This window comes from Clostridium gelidum (genome assembly GCF_019977655.1).
Taxonomy (GTDB): Bacteria; Bacillota; Clostridia; order Clostridiales; family Clostridiaceae; genus Clostridium; species Clostridium gelidum.
This window is the reverse complement of the sequence record NZ_AP024849.1, coordinates 5,635,174-5,655,409: the sequence shown is the minus strand read 5'-3', so window position 1 is coordinate 5,655,409 and position 20,236 is coordinate 5,635,174. Positions and strand designations below refer to the sequence as shown.

The window sequence follows — 20,236 nt, the reverse complement described above, 5'->3', positions numbered from 1 at the left end:
TCATGTAAGGAAAAGTGATGCTCCAAATCTTGTATTTGGTCAGCAGAACTTTCTCTGTAAGAGCTTCATCCTAAATTGTTAATTCTAAATTGTTAACTGTTAATTGAGAAAAGGGGGTGGATTTAATGTTTGATTTTAATGCTCAATTAAAGATTCTACCAGATAAACCAGGGGTATACTTAATGAAAAATATTCTTGGGGAAATTATTTATGTTGGAAAAGCGAAAGTATTAAAAAATAGAGTTAGACAATACTTTCAAAATTCGAAGAATCATTCAGAAAAAGTAAAGGCAATGGTTAAAAATATTTCTGAATTTGAATACATAGTTACAGATTCTGAAATGGAAGCATTAATATTAGAATGTAATTTAATAAAAAAATATAGCCCCAAGTATAATATTTCCTTAAAAGATGACAAATTCTATCCTTTTATAAAAATAACTACTAACGAGGATTTTCCAAAAGTTTTTATAACTAGGAATTATGCAAAGGATGGGAATAAGTATTTTGGACCATATCCTAATGCGGGAGCTGTACATGAAACAATAAATTTGATAAGAAAGATTTTTCCATTGCGAACTTGTAAAAAGCTTATTATAGAAGGTGGAAAGCAAACAAGACCATGTTTGAATTATCATATAAAAAAATGTAAAGCTCCATGCGAAGGGCATATTTCGAAGATTGATTATAGAAATATGATAGATGAAATTAGAGATGTTTTGAGTGGCAAGGATAAAACTCTTGTAAATGAATTAAAAAAGGAAATGCAGGAATCTTCATTAAAATTAGAATTTGAGAAAGCTGCATCTTTAAGAGATAAGATTTTAGCTATAGAAAATATAGCTGAAAAACAAAAAGTATTTAAATCTCATGAAGGTGATGAGGATTTCATTAATATGTATAAAGATGAAAAGGACTGTTGCATCCAAATCTTCTTCTTGAGAGATGGAAGAGTGACAGGAAGAGAACACTTTATTCTTGAAAATAGTTCTCATGAAGAAGATAGTACTGTTATTTCTCAGTTTATAATCTCATTTTATGGAGGTACTCCTAAGGTGCCTAAAAACATATATATTCCAGAAAATGATGAAATAGAAGCTTTAGAGGAATTTCTAAGTATAAAGAGGGGCTCGAAAGTTTTTGTCAAAATTCCAATAAAAGGCGAAAAAAAAGATATGATAGAATTGGTAAAAAATAATGCAAGGGTTAGCCTAGACCAATTTAAGGATAAGATTTTAAAAGATAAAGAAATGAATAAAATATGCTTAGAGCAAATGCAAAATTTATTAGAGCTTGATAGTATACCACTTAGAATAGAAGCTTATGATATATCTAATATACAAGGCGTAGATTCTGTAGGATCAATGATTGTATTCGAAGATGGAAAAGCTAGAAATAGTGATTATAGAAGATTTCGTATAAAAACTGTAAAAAATGCTAATGATTATGACAGTATGAGAGAAATTTTAGAAAGAAGATTTACTCATGGATTAAAAGAAATTAAAGAGATACAAGATAAAGAAATTAAATTTTCTAGTGGTAAATTTTCTAATTTTCCAGATTTAATTATGATGGACGGTGGAAAGGGGCAAGTTAATATAGCCCTTGAAGTTTTAGATAAGCTAGGAATAAATATACCAGTATGTGGATTAGTTAAAGATGATCATCATGGAACTAGGGGAATAATTTACGATAACAAAGAATTAATAGTGAATAGAAGTTCTGATTTAATGCAATTGATAAGACGGATTCAAGATGAAGTTCATAGATTTGCAATTACTTATCATAGAAGTTTAAGAGATAAGAGAACATTACATTCAATATTAGATGATATACCGAATGTTGGGAAAAAAAGGCGAATGGCACTTCTTATGAAATTTGGTAGTATTGATAATATTAAAGAGGCTACCCTAGACAAACTTCTTGAAACTGAGTCGATTGATAATAAGGCAGCAAATAGCATTCTAGCATATTTTATGCAACGAAAATAAAATAGACTAGAATGGAGATTTGTTATTTTTTTGAATATATCAAAAAACATGAACAAAACAATTAAATTATGCTATAATAATACGGAATAAAAATTTACTAGGTATAAGCTAAGATGGATAGAATTTTAAATTATGTTATTTTAATGGTATATAATATAATGTAAGTATATACCAATAAAATTTTACTTGTGTTAGTTTTGTATATAGATTATTCTATATCATATAAAGAAATGATATTAATATCAGTGTTTAAGGAGTTTTAGCATGAATCAGTATGGAAAGTATAAGAATTTGTTCAATAAAATATATGGAGAGTCACAAATTCAGTTAGATGCGAAAATGAGTGAACATATATACTTTAAAGTTGGAGGCTTAGTAGATATACTTTTAACTCCAAATAATGTAGAACAATTAAAAGAAACTATCACTATTTGTAAACAAAATAAGATTCCCTTTTATGTTATAGGAAATGGATCTAACCTTTTAGTTAGGGATGGTGGTATTAGAGGCATTGTTATAAAGCTATGTAAGCTTAATAGGATAGAACGTGTAGGTAATAAAATTACAGCAGAATGTGGAGCATTACTTAAAGATGTTTCAACAGAAGCTACAGCAGGATCTTTAGCAGGTTTTCAATTTGCATGTGGAATTCCAGGAAGTGTAGGAGGCGCTGTATTTATGAATGCAGGAGCCTATGATGGAGAAATATCATTTGTTATTGAAAAGGCAGAAGTTTTAGATGATAACCAAGAAATTAAAGTTCTTTCTAAAGAAGAGTTAAATTTAGGTTATAGACAATCTTTAGTTATGCAAAAGGGATATGTAGTATTAAGTGCAACCTTTGATTTAACACCTGGAGATAAGGAAAAAATTCAAGACAGAGTTGATACATTAACTACAAGAAGAGAAGATAGGCAGCCATTGGAATATCCTTCAGCAGGTAGTACATTTAAGAGACCAGAAGGTCATTTTGCAGGAAGGTTAATTGAGGATGCAGGGTTAAAAGGATTCACTATAGGCGGAGCATGCGTTTCAGAAAAACATGCAGGTTTTGTAATTAACAATGGAAATGGAACAGCTAAGGATGTATTAGATGTAATAAACCATGTTAGGGATGAAGTGAAAAAACAATTTGATGTAGATTTATACCCAGAAGTTAGAATTTTAGGCGAAGATTGAGACAAAATAAATTAAGATTCCGAAGGGTCTATTAGAAAATAAAACTCAGAAGTTCATAAACTTTTGAGTTTTATTTAATTTTAGGTTCTTAGGGATTTATCTGTTAATTGTACTTTGTTAATTCTCAATTAATAAAAGTGGCATAGCCACTTAGGCACAATCAAAAAAATAACAAGTCCATCTGCCAGGCTATTTTCCATCATAAATGAAGCTCGATTCGCTACGCTCACTGAGTAAGCGATTCACACAAAATCATAGATTTTGGTTCACTGCTCACGTCAGCAAAATGTCATAATAGGCTCACTATGATGGCACTTTACTTCCTTGCCTGATGAAAAATATTCATGTCAGTTTTGGACTTGTTATTTATTTTCATGTGCCTTACATTAATAGTATGATATAATTTGAATGTTAAAGTACATTAAAGAATAATAGATTAGTATATTTGATGTGTTTAAAAAGTATCTTTGGTCAAGGGGAGTGTGTAATATGAGATTTGTTATAGTTACAGGATTATCGGGAGCAGGAAAAACACAAGCAACAAGAGCATTAGAAGATTTAGGGTATTTTTGTGTAGATAATCTTCCGCCAAAGTTAATCTCAAAGTTTGCAGAAATGTGCGCACAAAGTGGCGGAAATATTGAAAAGATAGCATTAGTTATAGATATTAGAGGTGGAATATTCTTTGATGATTTTTTGGAAACCTTAAACTATCTAAAACAAAATGAATTTAAATATGAAATTTTATTTTTAGAAGCAACTGATGAAGTTCTTATAAAGAGGTTTAAAGAAACAAGAAGAAGTCATCCACTATCACCAGATGGTAGAGTTTTAACTGGTATTACTCAAGAAAGAGAAAAACTAAGAGAAATTAAAAATTTGGCAGATATTATGATTGATACATCAAAGTATGAAATAAGACACCTTAGGGAAAAGATAAATCAAGCTTATGGAGATAATATTCATCCTAAAAAGCAATTATCAGTGACCGTATTAAGTTTTGGATTTAAATATGGAATACCTGTAGATTCTGATTTAGTTTTTGATGTTAGATTTATACCAAACCCATTCTATATTCCAGAATTAAAGCAGTATTCAGGAAATGATGAACCCGTTAAAGAATATGTATTAAAGCAAGCAGAAACTGTCAATTTTATAGAAAAATTAGTGGATATGTTAAAATATTTAATTCCTAATTACATTAAAGAAGGGAAAAGACAGCTGATAATATCTATAGGATGTACAGGGGGAAGACATCGATCCGTTGCAATTGCTAATGAAGTTTATGAACTATTAAATAAAGAAAATTACAATGCTAGAATAGAGCATCGGGATGTAGCTGAAGATCTTCATAAAGGGGAAAAGAAGCTATGAGGATACGAGATTGGCTTAAAGTAGGAATTAAAGTAAAACGATGGTTAGCGTTTGGATTGTTTGGAGTATTATTAATAGCCTTTGGTTTTACAGAATTAGTAACCCATAGAATTTATGATTTATATTACAAAGTTTTTTATATATTTTTAAATATTACTGGAATATTTGTGTTATATATTTCAGTTACAGAAATGATGAAATCTATAATTGCATTATTTAATAGAGGTTATCTTAAAGTGTCTTTAGACAGTAGAAAAATTGAAAGCTTAATATATGAGAAGAGATTATTAGTTAAAGGTCCTAAAATAGTTGTAATTGGTGGAGGAACTGGTCTTTCAACAATGCTTAGAGGATTAAAATACTATACATCTAATATTACTGCAATAGTAACAGTTGGGGACGATGGTGGTGGTTCTGGAGATTTAAGAGAAGATTTAGGAATGTTACCACCAGGAGATATAAGAAATTGTATTTTAGCACTTGCAGATACTGAACCTATACTAGAAGATTTACTTCAATATAGATTTAAAGATGGAAGACTTAAAAATCAGAGTTTTGGAAATTTGTTTTTAGCAGCCATGACAGGAATATCAGATAATTTTGAAGAAGCAGTTCAAAAAATGAGCTCTGTACTTGCAGTAACAGGTAAGGTTATACCAGTTACCTTAGATAATATGCAATTAGTAGCAAAACTTCAAAATGGTAACATAGTGAAAGGTGAATCTCAAATTCCAGAAGAAGCCATTAGACAAAATTCTAGAATAGAAGAACTAAAAATAAATCCAGAAAATGCAACGGCATTGCAAGAAGCATTAGATGCATTAAAAGAAGCTGATGCTATAGTTATGGGACCTGGAAGTTTATATACTAGTATAACATCTAATTTACTGGTTAAAGACATTGCCAAGGGAATTAGAAAAAGTGATGCAATTAAAATTTATATTTCAAATATAATGACACAGCCTGGTGAAACTACAGGGTTTAAAGCATCAGACCATTTAAAAGTTTTGCTTAAATATGGTGGGAAAGATATTGTTGATTATGTAATTGCCAATACAGGCGAAATATCAGATGAGTTAAAAGAAAGATATCTACAAGATGGTGCAGAACTTGTTAAGTTAGATAGAGAAGATATAAACAGTTTAGGTGTAAAAATAGTTGGTGAGAATTTAGTGAAAATTAAAAATGGATTTATAAAACATGATGCAGATAAATTAGCAGAAGTATTAGCAGATACAATAATGGAAAAGAAACTTTTGTATGATAAGAAGAAAATTATAGAATATATGTATTTATCACAACGTATTAAAGAGAGAGTAAGAGAAGAAAAGGGAAAAGAAATTGATTAACAATTGTCAATAGTACATTGTACATTGTCAATTGAATAAGTAGATAAGGTAGGAAACAAAATGTCATTTTCATCAAAGGTTAAAGGAGAAATATGCAGATATATAGATATTTCTAAGGCGGAAGCATTGGCAGAAATATCAGCTATAATGAAGGTTAGTGGCACATTAGCTTTTAGTGGAAGCGGAATTAGTTTCAAAATGACCACGGAAAATCCAGCTAGTGCTAGATTGATTTTTACACTTTTAAAAGAGTATTTCAATATTCATTCAAAATTAATGGTAAAAAAAAGTAACTCATTAAAAAAGAATAATATTTATATGGTAGTGATTACAGAAGAAATGGGTGTTAGAGGATTATTAAGTGATACTGGTATACTTAAAGAAATTGATGGAATAATGAGCTTAGACTACAGGATAGAAACGCACGTTTTTAACGAAGATGATACAAAAAAAGCATATATAAGAGGTGCTTTCATTGGTGGTGGAAGTATAAGCAATCCGGAAAAAACATATCACTTAGAATTTGTAACTCATAGTGAAGATTATGCTAAAGACTTATCTAATCTTATTAATACTTTTAGTTTAAATTCAAAAGTAATACAAAGGAAGAATAGTTTTATAGTATACCTTAAAGAAGGGGAACAGATTGTAGATTTACTCAATGTAATAGGAGCTCATTCATCTTTGTTAGAAATTGAAAATATAAGAATAATGAAAGAAATGAGAAACAATGTAAATAGACTTGTTAATTGTGAAACTGCAAATCTTTCAAAAACAGTAAATGCGGCTGTACGGCAGGTTGAAAGCATAAGACTAATACAATCACAAATAGGTCTTCAAAGATTACCTGAGAATTTAAGAGAGATTGCAGAATTAAGATTGAATTATCCAGATGAGTCACTGAAGGAATTAGGAGAAATGCTAAATCCACCTGTAGGAAAATCGGGGATAAATCATAGATTAAGAAAGATTGAGAAAATCGCAGAAGAATTAAGAAGCGGTAAATATTAATCAGTTAACAGGTAACAATTAACAGTTAAAGAACAAGCTCACAGAGAAAGTTCGAAGAACGAAATATAAAATTTCGATTCTCACTTTTCACTTTGTGATTTGAAAAAGTATATTAATCAGAAATTTCGAAGAAATTTCATCATTAACTCTTAACTGTGTACTCTTAACTTTTAACTGAAATAAGGGGGTGATATTATGTTTACACATATTGTACTTTTTAAAGCAAAAGAGCCAACAGAGGAAAATTTAGAATTCTTAGAAAAGACGTTTTTATCTATGGATGGAAACATTAAAGAATTAAAACAACTAGAAGTAGGAATCGATGTTGTAAGAAGTGACAGAAGTTATGATATAGCCATTATAACAAGATTTGAGTCTAAGGAAGATTACTTAGCTTATGATGTAAATGAATTCCATGTAGAGAAGGTTAAGAAGGTTATAGGGTCTTATATAGAAGTGAGTAAAACAATAGATTTCTAAACAGTAATAATAAAATTAAAGCGAAAGATCCCAGTTCAATAATATATGGACTGGGATTTTTGAATTTTTAATTAAGAGAATGAAAATTCTGCTTTGAAAGAAATTTAACTAAAAAGTGTGAAATTAGCATACTTCTTTAGGGGGAATATGTATAGTGAAAATATTTACAAATTAATGTCAGAAAAGTATATTTGAAAACGTCTATTATAGTATAAGAGGAAAATAATAAAGGGGTGATATCTATGAATGATGAAGAATTGGTAGAAAACTTAATTAAAAAAGATAAACAGTCATTCAATGAGTTTATGGATAAATATTCAATAGATATATTGAAAACTATATCTTATGTGCTGAGGGATCCGGAAGAAAAAGAATATATTGAGGAATGTTTTGATGATGTGGTAATAAAAATATTTGATAAATGTGATAACTTTAAATTTGAATCTTCATTTAGAACTTGGGTTATGACGATAGCAAAAAACAAGGCGCTAGATTATAAAAGAAAATTAAAGAAATTATCAAGAGAAACTGAAATTAATGAAACACTTCAAGTTGAATTTAATATAGAAGATAATTATATAAATAATGAGCTGGGAAAAGAAATTAATGATGTTATTAATAAATTTAATGATAATGAAAGGGAATTATTTGTTAATAAATACATATTAGATTTATCAACAAAAGAGTTATGTGAATATTATTTTATAAGTGAAACTTTGCTATATAAAAGGCTTAGTAGAGTAAAAGAAAAATTTAGAAAATTATGGGATAGTAACCATAATAGTGAGGAGGTTTTTTTATGAATAAGGATGACTATATCTCACAAGAAGAAATGGAAGAAATAGATAGAGTTGAGGTAGATAAAAAAATATTAGAAAATATTAAAAGTAAATGTGATAATACCTTTTCTAGAATACAAATACGGAAAATATTAAATTTAGTAAAACAGGATTTACAAGAAAGTGAAATTATAGAATTTCATTGTGTAGGTAGAAATTATTCAATAGATTCTGCTAGGATAGGAGTTGCTGCGTCAGTAGTAGCTTCAGATGTAGCTAATCCTATATTTGGATGGAATACTAAAACAATCTTGATAAAAACAAATATGAAAATGATTTTAGTAGAAGTTACAATGGGATGGCAGTATTCAAAACATTATGAAATAAGTCACGAAGTACATTTAGTTAAGAAAAAGGGGATGTTCTATTTAATAGTAGATGGTGATAATAAAAAAACCATAATTGAATATAATAATATCCGATATGATTTAATAATAAATTCTATAAGTGATAAAGCCAATATTGTTATTGATAAGAAATTTAATAACAAAGTTCTGAAGGCAGGTGTAGGAACAGGGTATTTATATGTTCTTCTTGTTGGTATTGTACCTATGATTCTAATTATTATTTTTATTTTAACTAATTAGGATTTTAAGCATCTATATAGACAATTAATAAAAATGTTTTAAAACTGATGAAATCAGGATATAATATAATTAGTATTAAAAAATAGAATAAATTAATAAAAATGTAATATTAAAGTATAGAGAAACCCAAAAATAAATTTAAATAGCAGTTGATTATGAATAAGCATAATTCAGTTGCTGTTTTTTTATATAAAATTATATAAAAAAGAGCTTTAGATTGTTATAATAAAAAAAGCAGACAATTTCAAGGAACTTATTGATATATAATTATAATAAGGAAAGGAGGATTTATATGGAGAACGAAAAGGAATTTGTGCATCTACATCTTCATACGGAATATAGTTTATTAGATGGATCAGGCAAAATTAAAAATCTTATGAAAAAAGCTAAAGAATTAGGAATGAAGAGTATAGCAATAACAGATCATGGTGTTATGTATGGACTTGTAGACTTTTTTAAGGCTGCAAAAGAAAATGAAATAAAGCCAATATTAGGTTGTGAAGTATATGTAGTACCAAAATCTATGCATATTAAACAGCCAGATAAAGAAAATTCAACTTATCATTTGGTATTGTTAGTTAAAAACCAAATTGGATATGAAAATTTGATGAAGATAGTATCAGCAGCATCAATTGAAGGATTTTATTATAAGCCAAGAGTTGATCATGATTATTTAAGAAAGCATAGTGAAGGATTAATTGCCTTAAGTGCATGTTTAGGTGGCGAAGTACAATCTTATCACCTTAAAGGAAATTATGAAAAAGCTAAAGAAGCAGCTTTAATATATAAAGATATATTTAATGGTGATTTTTATCTTGAAGTACAAAATCATGGAATGGAAGAACAAAAAAAGGTAAATGAAGAAAATATAAAATTGGCTAAGGAAACAGGGATACCATTAGTTGCTACTAATGACGTCCATTATATAAATAAAGAAGATTCTAAGTCTCATGATGTGCTAATGTGTATACAAACAGCTAAAACTATAGATGATCCTAATAGAAGAAGATATCCTTCAGATCAATTTTATTTTAAAAGTGCTGAAGAAATGTGGGATATTTTTTCATATGTACCAGAAGCTTTAGAAAATACAATTAAAATTGCAGAACAATGTAATTATGAGTATAAGTTTCATGAATCTAAATTGCCTAAATTTCCATTAGAAGAAGGGCAAGATCCATATGAATATCTTAGGGATACTTGCTATAAAGGGCTTATAGATAGGTATGATGTTTTTGAAGGACTAGTCGGAAAGCCTTTAAATTATGAACAAATAGATAAGATAAAAGATGGTAGCGAGAAAGCAAAAGAATATATAGATAGATTGGAATATGAGCTTGACGTTATAAAACAAATGGGTTATATTGATTATTTTTTAATTGTTTGGGATTTTATTAGATTTTCTTATGAAAGTGGAATCCCAACAGGACCTGGTAGAGGTTCGGCAGCAGGGTCAATAGTAGCTTTTACTTTAGGAATTACTAAGATAGATCCTATAAAGTATAATTTGATATTTGAGCGTTTTTTAAATCCAGAGAGAGTATCTATGCCTGATATTGATAGCGACTTCTGTTATGAAAGAAGACAAGAAGTAATTGATTATGTTGTAGAGAAATATGGATCAAGTAATGTTTCACAGATAATAACCTTTGGTACAATGGCTCCTAGAGTATGCATAAGAGATGTAGGAAGAGCTATGAACTATAGTTATTCAGAAGTTGATAGAATTGCTAAGATGATACCGACCATGTTAGGCATAACTATAGAAAAGTCATTAGAAATGAATCCAGAGCTAAAATTAGCTTATGACAATGAGGAAAGAGTAAAAACCTTAATAGATGTTGCAAAGGACTTAGAAGGACTACCAAGGCATTCTTCAACCCATGCAGCAGGTGTTGTTATTGCATCAAGACCACTAGTTGAGTATGTACCACTACAAAAAAATGATGAAATGATAGTAACTCAATTTGGAATGGGAACTTTAGAAGAGCTTGGGCTATTAAAGATGGACTTCTTAGGTCTTAGAACTTTAACTGTTATGAATGATGCTATTAATATGGTTAAACAAAATAGAAACATTGATATAGATCTTGATAAGATAGATTTTACTGATAAAGAAGTTTATAAAATGATTGGTGAAGGTAAAACAGCAGGAGTATTCCAATTAGAATCAGCTGGTATGACATCTTTTATGAAGGAATTAAGACCAGATAATATAGAAGACATAATTGCAGGTATTTCACTATATAGACCAGGTCCTATGGCTGAAATACCAAGGTACATAGATGGAAAGAGAAATCCAGAAAAAGTTACTTATCTAACTAAAGAATTAGAACCAATATTAAAGGTAACTTATGGATGTTTGGTGTATCAAGAACAAGTAATGCAAGCTGTTAGAGATTTAGCAGGATATTCTATGGGCAGAAGTGATATGGTTAGAAGAGCCATGTCTAAGAAAAAACATAAAGTCATGGAAGAAGAAAGACAAAATTTCATTCATGGTATTGTTGAAAATGATGAAGTAGTAGTTCCAGGATGTATAAGAAATGGAATTACAGAGGATGCAGCAAACAAGATTTTTGATTCTATGATGGATTTTGCATCTTATGCTTTTAATAAATCACATGCAGCAGCATATGCAGTTGTAGGTTATCAAACAGCATACATTATGAAATATTATCCTGTAGAAATGATTGCAGCTATGCTTAATTCAATTATGGGAATAAATGAAAAGGTAGCTTATTACATTGCAATAGCAGAAGAATTAGGTATACAAGTATTGCCACCTAACATAAATGAGAGTTTTTCAAGATTTACAGTTAAGGGTGATAAAATTATATTTGGTTTAGCAGCTATTAAAAATGTAGGAGCTAATGTTGTAGATAGTATTGTAAAGGCAAGAAAAGACAAAGGTGAATTTGAATCTTTAGTAGACTTTATAAATAAGATGGAACCATCAACAATAAATAAACGTGCAGTTGAATGTTTAATAAAGGCTGGCGCTTTAGATGAGTTTAAAGTTTTTAGATCAAAAATGCTAGCAGTTCATGAAAAAATGATTGAAAATATATCAAGTGATAAGAAAAGAAATATTGATGGACAAATAAGTTTATTTGCAACTGAAGAATTAAAAAATCCAGAGGTTAAGTATCCTAATATAAAAGAATTTAATAAAAGAAATTTATTAGCTATGGAAAAAGAAATGACGGGACTTTATATTACAGGACATCCTTTAGATGATTATGCTCAAACTTTAAAAATGCAAACTTCAAATGAAATATCTAAGATATTTTTAGTTCAAGAAACCCTTGATGAAACATTAGAAAATGAGATGGCTGAAGTTGCTATATTTGCAGGGGCAGATACTCTGCAAGACAATGATAGAGTAATTCTTGGGGGAATACTTGCAGTAGTTAATCAAAAAGTAACTAGGAATAATACAATAATGGCATTTTTAAAACTTGAAGATTTAACAGGAACAATTGAAGTAATAGTATTCCCTAAAACATTAGATAAAGTTAAAGAATTATGCGTAACGGATAGTTTAGTTATAATAAAGGGGAGATTAAGTTTAAAAGAAGATGAACCACCTAAACTTATATGTGAAACGATAGAACCTTTAGAAAAAATAGATAATTCAAAAGTATATTTAAGAGTAGAGAATTCGGTAGAAGCGAAAGAGCTTAGTAAAAAGCTTAAAGATTTATTAATAAAAGAATATATTGGAGATACACCTATTTATATATTTGCAAGTAAAGAAAAACAAAAGTTTAGGGTACCACGAGATAGGTGGATTTCACTAGATAGTGATGTAATAAATTTGCTAAAAGAAAATTTAGGCGAAGAAAATGTAAAAATACAAGAAGGACTTTAACAATTGACAGCAAGTTAGGGCTTTAAAATTATCAAATATGTAAATGAAAAATATTACAAAAATTAATATTGCAAAAATTATATTAATTTATATAAATCAATCGATTATTGGGTATAATAGAGAAGGCAAATTAAAGTTTAATATATAGTTATAAAAGAATTAGTACATTAAATGCATCGAGTATCTTGATTAAAAATGTATGTTAACTATATAAATGAGCTTACAAATGGCGAAATATGTGGAATAGTAAAATAAATTGAATAATTAGAAGAAGATGAATTATATAAAACTTATTATGAAATTATGATATTTATTTTAGAATAATATCAGAAATTGGTCAAATATGATTGATAATTGATAGAATTTTATGTACAATAATTGTTGGTTAATGAATTATGGTTATATTATGTACAAGGGGGGCTAAAAATGTCCCGTAGTATTTAAGGAGGAAATATATATTATGAAAAAGATAGCTGTGTTAACAAGTGGTGGAGATGCACCAGGAATGAATGCTGCAATTAGAGCGGTAGTAAGGACTGCAATTCATAATGGAATTGAAGTTATGGGAGTGCAAAGAGGGTATAGTGGACTTATCAACGGAGAATTATTCAGCATGGATAGAAATTCAGTATCTGATATAATTCAAAGAGGTGGAACAATTTTAAGAACTGCTAGATGTCCTGAATTCAAAGATGAAGAAGTAAGAAAAAAAGCTGCTAAAATATTACAAGCCTATGGTGTGGAAGCTTTAGTAGTTATAGGTGGAGACGGCTCATTTATGGGAGCAAAATTATTATCAAAACTTGGAATCAAAACAATTGGTTTACCAGGAACAATTGATAATGACTTAGCTTATACTGATTTTACTATAGGATTTGATACAGCATTAAATACTGTAGTAGATGCTATAAATAAAATCAGAGATACGTCAACTTCTCATGAAAGAGTTTCTATAGTAGAAGTCATGGGAAGAGATTGTGGAGATTTATCTTTATATGCAGGTATCTGTGGTGGAGCAGAATCAGTCATAATTCCAGAAATAGAATTTGACAAGGATATGCTTTGCAGAACTATTTTAGAAGGTAAAAACAAAGGAAAAATGCATAACTTAATAATCCTTGCAGAAGGAATTGGTGGAGCATTCGAACTTGCAAAATATGTTGAAGAAGTAACAGGAATTGAAGCAAGAGCAACAATTTTAGGTCACATTCAAAGAGGTGGTAGCCCTTCAGCTACAGATAGAGTTTTAGCTTCAAAAATGGGAGCAAAGGCTATTGAAGTATTAATAGAAGGAAAAACTTCAAAAGTAATAGGAATTAAGGGTAACAAGATTATAGATCAAGATATAGATGAAGCGTTAGACATAGAAAGCGTTTTTGATAAAGAATTATATGATATTGCCCAAGTATTATCATAATAATAAAGGTTATAATAATAATATAGTTTATTTATATAAAATTTATAAATAGAGACACATTTAATAATGTGCCTAATCAAAAAAAGAGGAGTGTTAGTTTAATGAGAAAAACTAAAATGATTTGTACAATTGGCCCAGCAAGTGAGGATATGGAAATATTAGAAAAAATAATGTTAGCAGGAATGAATGCTTCAAGACATAATTTTTCACATGGTGATCATGAAGAACATGGTGGAAGAATTGCAAAGGTTAAGGAATTATCAAAGAAACTTAACAGAGAAATTGCAATAATCCTTGATACTAAAGGACCAGAAATCAGAACAGGAAAGTTTGAACCAAAGAAACTTGAATTAATTAAAGGTACAGAATTTACTGTATATGCAGGAGATATGGAAATAGTTGGAGATGCAACTAAATGTGCTGTTACATATGAAGGATTAGCTAATGATGTTAAACCAGGAAATACTATTTTAATAGATGACGGTTTAGTTGGATTAACTGTTAAATCTGTTTCAGGAAATGCTATAAAGTGTGAAGTTCAAAATACTGGATTCGTTGGAACTCATAAGGGAGTTAACGTACCAGGAGTATCTATTAAATTACCAGCTCTTACTGAAAAAGATAAATCAGATTTAATATTTGGTTGTGGAGTTGGAGTTACTATGATCGCGGCTTCATTTATAAGAAAAGCATCTGATGTAAAGACTATTAGAGAAATACTTGATGCAAATGGTGGAGAAAGAATATTAATTTGTTCTAAAATCGAAAACCAAGAAGGTGTTGATAACATCGATGAAATCTTAGAAGCTTCAGATCTTTTAATGGTAGCAAGAGGAGACCTAGGAGTTGAAATTCCAATAGAACAAGTACCTACAGTTCAAAAGATGATGATTCAAAAATGTAATGCGGCTGGAAAACCAGTTGTAACTGCAACTCAAATGTTAGATTCTATGATGAGAAACCCAAGACCAACAAGAGCAGAAGTTTCAGACGTTGCTAACGCAATAATTGATGGTACTGATGCAATCATGTTATCAGGAGAAAGTGCTAATGGAGACTATCCAGTAGAAGCAGTAGCTACAATGGCTAAAATTGCAGAAGAAGCTGAAAAGCAATTAACTTATACAGTTGCTGTTTCAACTGCTAAATCTCATACACCAGCTATATCAGGAGTAATCTCAAGAGCAGCATGTAATGCAGCTAGTGAATTACAAGCAGAAGCTATTATATCATCAACTCAAACTGGTGCTACTGCAAGAAGAATTTCTCAATGTAGACCAGATTGTGCAATTATAGCTGTTACTTCAGATGAAGTAGTTGCTAAGCAATTAGCATTCTCATGGGGTGTATATCCAATAGTAGCAGATAAGATGGTATCAACTGATGAAATGTTAGAAAAATCAGTTCAAACTGCTAAAATGTATGAATATGTTAAATCAGGAGATACAGTAGTACTTGCAGCTGGAGTACCTGTTAATGAAATTGGAGCAACAAACCTATTAAAGGTTAGCGTTGTAAAATAATTTAAAAACATAATTTTTTAATATACATAGAGACTTTAGTAATTATTTTACTGAAGTCTCTTTTTGATATATAGTCTGAACTGAAAATCTAATTATACATTTTATTGCCTATATAAATGTTAACAAAAAATTAACATTTATATAGGCAATATTTAATATATAATGTATATTATTACTCTTAATGAGAAATACTTATTAAATGACTATGGAATTAAATGGCAACTGATTCTGTATTAGCACCGAAAGGTGCTCTTTTTATTTTATAAACTATATATAGAAATGTTATAAATAGTAATCAAAGAGTAAATTACTTTTAAGTAATGATAACTGAGTTAATTATGATATAATTCATTGCATGGGAATAAGGCATAATCAAAAAAATAACAAGTCCATTTGCCAGCCTATTTCCCATCATGCTGCGTCGGCAAATTGACCTAATAGGCCTGCTATGAGGGCAATTCGTCTTCTTGCCTGATGAAAAATATTCATGGCAACTTTGGACTTGTTATTTATTTTCATATGCCTAAAAGTCTGGCTAAAGGCGTAAAGAATAAGAAAATAGTTAACATAAATGTAAAATTAACGAAGGATGTGTGTGTGTGTTAGAAAATAATAAAGAATATATTGTGAATATTGAATCATTAGGTTATGAAGGTGAAGGTGTTGCTAAAATAGATAGATATCCAATATTTATACCAGGAGCATTAAAGGGTGAAAAGGTAAGAATAGAAATAATTAAGGCTAAAAAAAAGTATGCTTATGGAAAGCTTATAGAAATAATAGAAAAATCAAATGAAAGAAAAGAGCCTGAATGTGATAATTATAAAAAATGTGGTGGTTGTACTTTAATCCATTTAAATTATGAAGGACAATTAGATTTTAAGTTTGATAGAGTAAAAGATTGTGTAAAGAAAATTGCAGGATTAGATGAAAAAATCGTAAAATATCCACTAGGAATGAAAAAGGAATATAGATACAGAAATAAAGTTATATATTCTGTTGGATTAGTGGAGGATAAACTTGCAATAGGATTTTTTAGTGAAAAAACTCATGAAATAATCAATATGGATACTTGTCTACTTCAAGATGAAGAATCTGATAAAATTGTAAGAGTCATAAGAGCTTGGATTGAAAAGTATTCAATAATACCAGCTAAAAAAGATGGAATATTTTATGAGCAAGGCTTGATTAGAAATATAATGGTTAGAAAAGGCTTTAGGACTAATGAAGTTATGGTTGTATTAGTTACTACAGAAAAAGAAATTCCCAATAGAGATGAATTAATAAATGATTTGAATAAGGAAGTTAATAATTTAAAGAGTGTAATTCAAAATATAAATTCTGTAGATACTAATTTAGTCCTTGGTGATAAATGTGTTACGTTATGGGGAGAAGATTATATATGTGATTACATAGGGGAATATAAGTTCAACATATCTCCTTTATCATTCTTTCAAGTAAACCCAATGCAAACAGAAGCCCTTTATAATAAGGCTTTAGAATATGCTAATTTAAGTGGAAATGAGGTTGTATTTGATGCTTATTGTGGTACAGGTACAATAACACTATTTTTATCTCAAAAGGCTAGAAAAGTTTATGGAGTAGAAATTTTAGAACAAGCAATTGAAAATGCAAAAGTTAATGCAAAGCAAAATGAAATAGCTAATTCTGAATTTTATGTAGGTAAAGCAGAAAAGATAATTCCTCAATTAATAAATGATGGAGTTAAGCCAGATGTAATAGTAGTAGATCCACCAAGAAAAGGGTGTGAAGCTAAATTACTAGATGCAATAGGAGAAGCAAAGCCTAAACGAGTAGTATATGTATCTTGTGATCCAAGTACTTTAGCAAGGGATTTAAAACATTTGAATGAGTTGGGATATGAGACTGTAGAAGTACAGCCGGTTGATATGTTTTCTATGACCAAACATGTGGAGACAGTGGCTGTGCTATATCACAAGTAGAAATTATTATGACAACATATTTAATGCGTTGGTAGATAGAATTGAGATTCTAGAACCAAGGCATTTTATGTTGTATTAAAATATTTTAAAACAATAAGTTATAACATGAAAAGTTATAACATAAAAATTCAAATGATATAGACAAAGTTAATGGTTATATGATAATCTAGACTTATAAAGTTGTTAATAATTAGGCGTAATTTCTTATCTTAAATGGATACGAAATTTAATTAAAAGGAAATAAGAAATATTGTTAGGAGGATGAGGAATGTATTTTAAAGACAAGCATGGATTCCAAAAGGATTTTCTATGGGGGAGTGCATCTGCAGCGTATCAAGTAGAGGGTGCTGCTGAAGAAGAGGGAAAAGGAAGAAGTAACTGGGATGAATTTGTAAGGATTCCTGGAAAAACATTTAAAGCTACAACAGGTGATGTAGCAGTTGACCATTATCATCGTTTTAAAGAAGATATTGCTTTAATGGCAGAAATGGGATTAAAGAGTTATAGATTTTCAATTTCTTGGTCAAGAATTTATCCAAAAGGCAAAGGCGAAGTTAATGAAAAAGGCTTACAATTCTATGATGATGTAATTGATGAATGTTTAAAATATGGAATTGAACCAATGGTTACAATTTATCACTGGGATCTACCACAAGCTCTTCAAGAAGAATATAGCGGATGGGAAAGTAGAAATATAATTGATGATTATGAAAATTATGCAATTACTCTATTTGAACGTTATAAAGGTAAAGTTAAGTATTGGATAACTTTAAATGAACAAAATGTATTTACAGAACATGGATGGATGATGGCAACACACCCACCAGGCAAGAAGAATGATTTAAAGATGTTTTATCAAGTAAACCATCATGCAAATATAGCTCATGCTAAAGCAGTACTTGCATTTAAAAAGATAATCCCAGATGGGAAAATTGGTGCAAGTTTTGCATTTTCACCATCTTATCCAATTGATTGTTCACCTATAAACAATATGGCAAAGGCGGATTATGATGATTTAAGATCATTCTGGTGGATGGATGTTTATGCATATGGACGTTATCCAAAAGCAGCCTTTAAGTATTTGGAATCACAAGGCGTTGCACCAAAGTTTGAAGATGGTGATGCTGAACTTATGAAATCAGCTTCACAAGTTGACTTTATGGGAATAAACTACTATCAAACAGCAGTTGTTGAATACAATCCAATAGATGGTGTTGGAATGGCTGAAATGAATACTTCGGGTAAAAAGGGTACAGCACAAGTTAGTGGAACACCTGGATTATACAAGAACCCAGCTAATCCACACTTGAAAACTACAGATTGGGATTGGACTATTGATCCTATGGGAATAAGAATGTGCTGTAGAACTGTCACAAGCAGATATGATTTACCAATAGTTATTTCTGAAAATGGACTCGGAGCATTTGATAAGAAGACTGAAGATAATAAGATTCATGATGATTATCGTATAGCATATCTAAAGGCCCATATAGAAGAATTAAAGGAAGCTGTTAATGAAGGCTGTGAAGTACTTGCATACTGCACATGGTCAATAACAGATCTATTAAGCTGGTTAAATGGATATCAAAAACGTTATGGTTTCATTTATGTAGACCGTGAAGAAGAAGAAGGAGCATCAATGGATCGTTACAAGAAGGATAGCTTCTATTGGTATCAAAATGTAATAAAGACTAATGGTGAAGAACTATAGTTTAAATTTAAAGGAGTCATTGATAATAGTATCAATGACTCCTTTAAATTTTAAAATATATATGCTGAAATCTATAAAACCTTTTGGAGTAATCCAAGAGTTTTTTGCAACTTAAATTAAAAGAAGTAAGAAAGCTTGCAAGTAATTTAAGTGAGATGATAAAGAAATTTAAAGTGTAATTGTAAAAATGAATTCTAAGAAAAGAACTAATAAGAAGGAATATATTACATTATGAATAAATAGAATATTTAAATTAGTTATGAGCAAAATATAGTTGCAATAAAAAATAGAAAGAAGGAATTATTATGCCAACAGGAACAAAACTTGAAACAGCATTAGCTAGTGCTAAAGGATTAGCTTCTGATATGAAGACATTTTCTTTAGATACAGATAATCAAGAAGCAAAACAAATGTTTTGTCAACTTTCAAACACAATGGAAAACGTATCACAAACACTTCAATCAAGATTTGACTTTGTGAAACAAGAAGAACCTCAATACAATAAATAATTAATATTAGTAGAGGGAGTCATTGAGACAAATATCAATGACTCCCTCCACTAATTTAAGGTTTATTTTCCTAATCCCTCCCAATGTTCATAAGCTTCATTTAATTGCATAAATGAAGAAGATTTATCTTTTGCCATTATAGCACCACGAAGACGAGCTATACTTGTATCAAACGAATTTATCTCATCTCTTTCGGAACTGAATTGTATTCTTTTAACTACTTTCTCCCATACATTTGATAAATTCTCTGTCTTATCACTAGCACTTTCCCAGTTTTCAGATTCTACATCCTGAATAATCAATTCGATTGATTCAGGAATATTATCATCTTTTCCTAGAGATCCTTTTAAAATACTACTACTAAGCATAATTAATACAAAAAAAGCTAATGTCACTATGGGGATAGTTATAACTAAAAATTTTCTCAT

15 protein-coding genes are annotated in these 20,236 nt (G+C 29.6%); 14 read left to right on the top strand and 1 reads right to left on the bottom strand.

Going from position 1 to position 20,236, the window contains the following annotated elements:
• Positions 1-125: 125 nt before the first annotated feature.
• The 14 genes from uvrC (at position 126) to psyc5s11_RS25845 (ending at position 19,808) form a co-directional block, all read left to right on the top strand.
• On the top strand, positions 126-1,991 hold the full coding sequence (uvrC, locus tag psyc5s11_RS25910) for an excinuclease ABC subunit UvrC (RefSeq protein WP_224035332.1): 1,866 nt from the start codon (positions 126-128) through the stop codon (positions 1,989-1,991).
• A gap of 264 nt (positions 1,992-2,255) precedes the next feature.
• Positions 2,256-3,170: a UDP-N-acetylmuramate dehydrogenase gene (gene murB / locus psyc5s11_RS25905; protein ID WP_224035331.1), complete on the top strand. Its 915-nt coding sequence runs from the start codon at positions 2,256-2,258 to the stop codon at positions 3,168-3,170.
• Between the two features lie 489 nt (positions 3,171-3,659).
• Positions 3,660-4,544: an RNase adapter RapZ gene (gene rapZ / locus psyc5s11_RS25900; protein ID WP_224035330.1), complete on the top strand. Its 885-nt coding sequence runs from the start codon at positions 3,660-3,662 to the stop codon at positions 4,542-4,544.
• Positions 4,541-5,893, top strand: a complete 1,353-nt coding sequence (locus psyc5s11_RS25895) for a gluconeogenesis factor YvcK family protein (RefSeq protein WP_224035329.1) — start codon at positions 4,541-4,543, stop codon at positions 5,891-5,893. The genes rapZ and psyc5s11_RS25895 overlap by 4 nt, the downstream gene beginning before the upstream one ends.
• A gap of 60 nt (positions 5,894-5,953) precedes the next feature.
• On the top strand, positions 5,954-6,904 hold the full coding sequence (whiA, locus tag psyc5s11_RS25890; protein ID WP_224035328.1) for a DNA-binding protein WhiA: 951 nt from the start codon (positions 5,954-5,956) through the stop codon (positions 6,902-6,904).
• A 195-nt stretch (positions 6,905-7,099) separates the two neighbouring features.
• Entirely contained in the window at positions 7,100-7,384 is a 285-nt protein-coding gene (locus tag psyc5s11_RS25885) for a Dabb family protein (RefSeq protein WP_224035327.1), read from the top strand.
• Positions 7,385-7,626: 242 nt separating this feature from the next.
• Entirely contained in the window at positions 7,627-8,187 is a 561-nt protein-coding gene (locus psyc5s11_RS25880) for a sigma-70 family RNA polymerase sigma factor (protein ID WP_224035326.1), read from the top strand.
• Positions 8,184-8,810, top strand: coding sequence for a hypothetical protein (locus tag psyc5s11_RS25875; protein ID WP_224035325.1), 627 nt, complete (start codon positions 8,184-8,186; stop codon positions 8,808-8,810). Before psyc5s11_RS25880 ends, psyc5s11_RS25875 begins: the two co-directional genes overlap by 4 nt.
• Positions 8,811-9,102: 292 nt before the next feature.
• Positions 9,103-12,684, top strand: coding sequence for a DNA polymerase III subunit alpha (locus psyc5s11_RS25870; RefSeq protein ID WP_224035324.1), 3,582 nt, complete (start codon positions 9,103-9,105; stop codon positions 12,682-12,684).
• A gap of 460 nt (positions 12,685-13,144) precedes the next feature.
• Positions 13,145-14,101, top strand: coding sequence for a 6-phosphofructokinase (gene pfkA, locus psyc5s11_RS25865; RefSeq protein ID WP_224035323.1), 957 nt, complete (start codon positions 13,145-13,147; stop codon positions 14,099-14,101).
• A 101-nt stretch (positions 14,102-14,202) separates the two neighbouring features.
• Entirely contained in the window at positions 14,203-15,624 is a 1,422-nt protein-coding gene (gene pyk, locus psyc5s11_RS25860) for a pyruvate kinase (protein WP_224035322.1), read from the top strand.
• Positions 15,625-16,223: 599 nt separating this feature from the next.
• The gene (rlmD, locus tag psyc5s11_RS25855; protein ID WP_224035321.1) at positions 16,224-17,588 is read left to right on the top strand and encodes a 23S rRNA (uracil(1939)-C(5))-methyltransferase RlmD; all 1,365 of its coding nucleotides are present in this window, start codon (positions 16,224-16,226) and stop codon (positions 17,586-17,588) included.
• A 268-nt stretch (positions 17,589-17,856) separates the two neighbouring features.
• Positions 17,857-19,299, top strand: a complete 1,443-nt coding sequence (locus psyc5s11_RS25850; RefSeq protein WP_224035320.1) for a glycoside hydrolase family 1 protein — start codon at positions 17,857-17,859, stop codon at positions 19,297-19,299.
• A 305-nt stretch (positions 19,300-19,604) separates the two neighbouring features.
• Positions 19,605-19,808: a DUF1657 domain-containing protein gene (locus tag psyc5s11_RS25845; RefSeq protein ID WP_224035319.1), complete on the top strand. Its 204-nt coding sequence runs from the start codon at positions 19,605-19,607 to the stop codon at positions 19,806-19,808.
• A gap of 62 nt (positions 19,809-19,870) precedes the next feature.
• Here the strand turns inward: psyc5s11_RS25845 and psyc5s11_RS25840 are convergent, their stop codons facing one another.
• Positions 19,871-20,236: a DUF4363 family protein gene (locus psyc5s11_RS25840; RefSeq protein WP_224035318.1), complete on the bottom strand. Its 366-nt coding sequence runs from the start codon at positions 20,234-20,236 to the stop codon at positions 19,871-19,873.

What these genes read in the sequence shown, in the direction of transcription:
- psyc5s11_RS25845 (WP_224035319.1), top strand. Translation starts at nt 19,605, where the DNA reads ATGCCAACAGGAACAAAACTTGAAACAGCATTAGCTAGTGCTAAAGGA.
- psyc5s11_RS25895 (WP_224035329.1), top strand. Translation starts at nt 4,541, where the DNA reads ATGAGGATACGAGATTGGCTTAAAGTAGGAATTAAAGTAAAACGATGG.
- murB (WP_224035331.1), top strand. Translation starts at nt 2,256, where the DNA reads ATGAATCAGTATGGAAAGTATAAGAATTTGTTCAATAAAATATATGGA.
- pyk (WP_224035322.1), top strand. Translation starts at nt 14,203, where the DNA reads ATGAGAAAAACTAAAATGATTTGTACAATTGGCCCAGCAAGTGAGGAT.
- psyc5s11_RS25840 (WP_224035318.1), bottom strand. Translation starts at nt 20,236, where the DNA reads ATGAGAAAATTTTTAGTTATAACTATCCCCATAGTGACATTAGCTTTT.
- whiA (WP_224035328.1), top strand. Translation starts at nt 5,954, where the DNA reads ATGTCATTTTCATCAAAGGTTAAAGGAGAAATATGCAGATATATAGAT.
- psyc5s11_RS25850 (WP_224035320.1), top strand. Translation starts at nt 17,857, where the DNA reads ATGTATTTTAAAGACAAGCATGGATTCCAAAAGGATTTTCTATGGGGG.
- uvrC (WP_224035332.1), top strand. Translation starts at nt 126, where the DNA reads ATGTTTGATTTTAATGCTCAATTAAAGATTCTACCAGATAAACCAGGG.
- rapZ (WP_224035330.1), top strand. Translation starts at nt 3,660, where the DNA reads ATGAGATTTGTTATAGTTACAGGATTATCGGGAGCAGGAAAAACACAA.
- pfkA (WP_224035323.1), top strand. Translation starts at nt 13,145, where the DNA reads ATGAAAAAGATAGCTGTGTTAACAAGTGGTGGAGATGCACCAGGAATG.
- psyc5s11_RS25880 (WP_224035326.1), top strand. Translation starts at nt 7,627, where the DNA reads ATGAATGATGAAGAATTGGTAGAAAACTTAATTAAAAAAGATAAACAG.
- psyc5s11_RS25870 (WP_224035324.1), top strand. Translation starts at nt 9,103, where the DNA reads ATGGAGAACGAAAAGGAATTTGTGCATCTACATCTTCATACGGAATAT.
- psyc5s11_RS25885 (WP_224035327.1), top strand. Translation starts at nt 7,100, where the DNA reads ATGTTTACACATATTGTACTTTTTAAAGCAAAAGAGCCAACAGAGGAA.
- psyc5s11_RS25875 (WP_224035325.1), top strand. Translation starts at nt 8,184, where the DNA reads ATGAATAAGGATGACTATATCTCACAAGAAGAAATGGAAGAAATAGAT.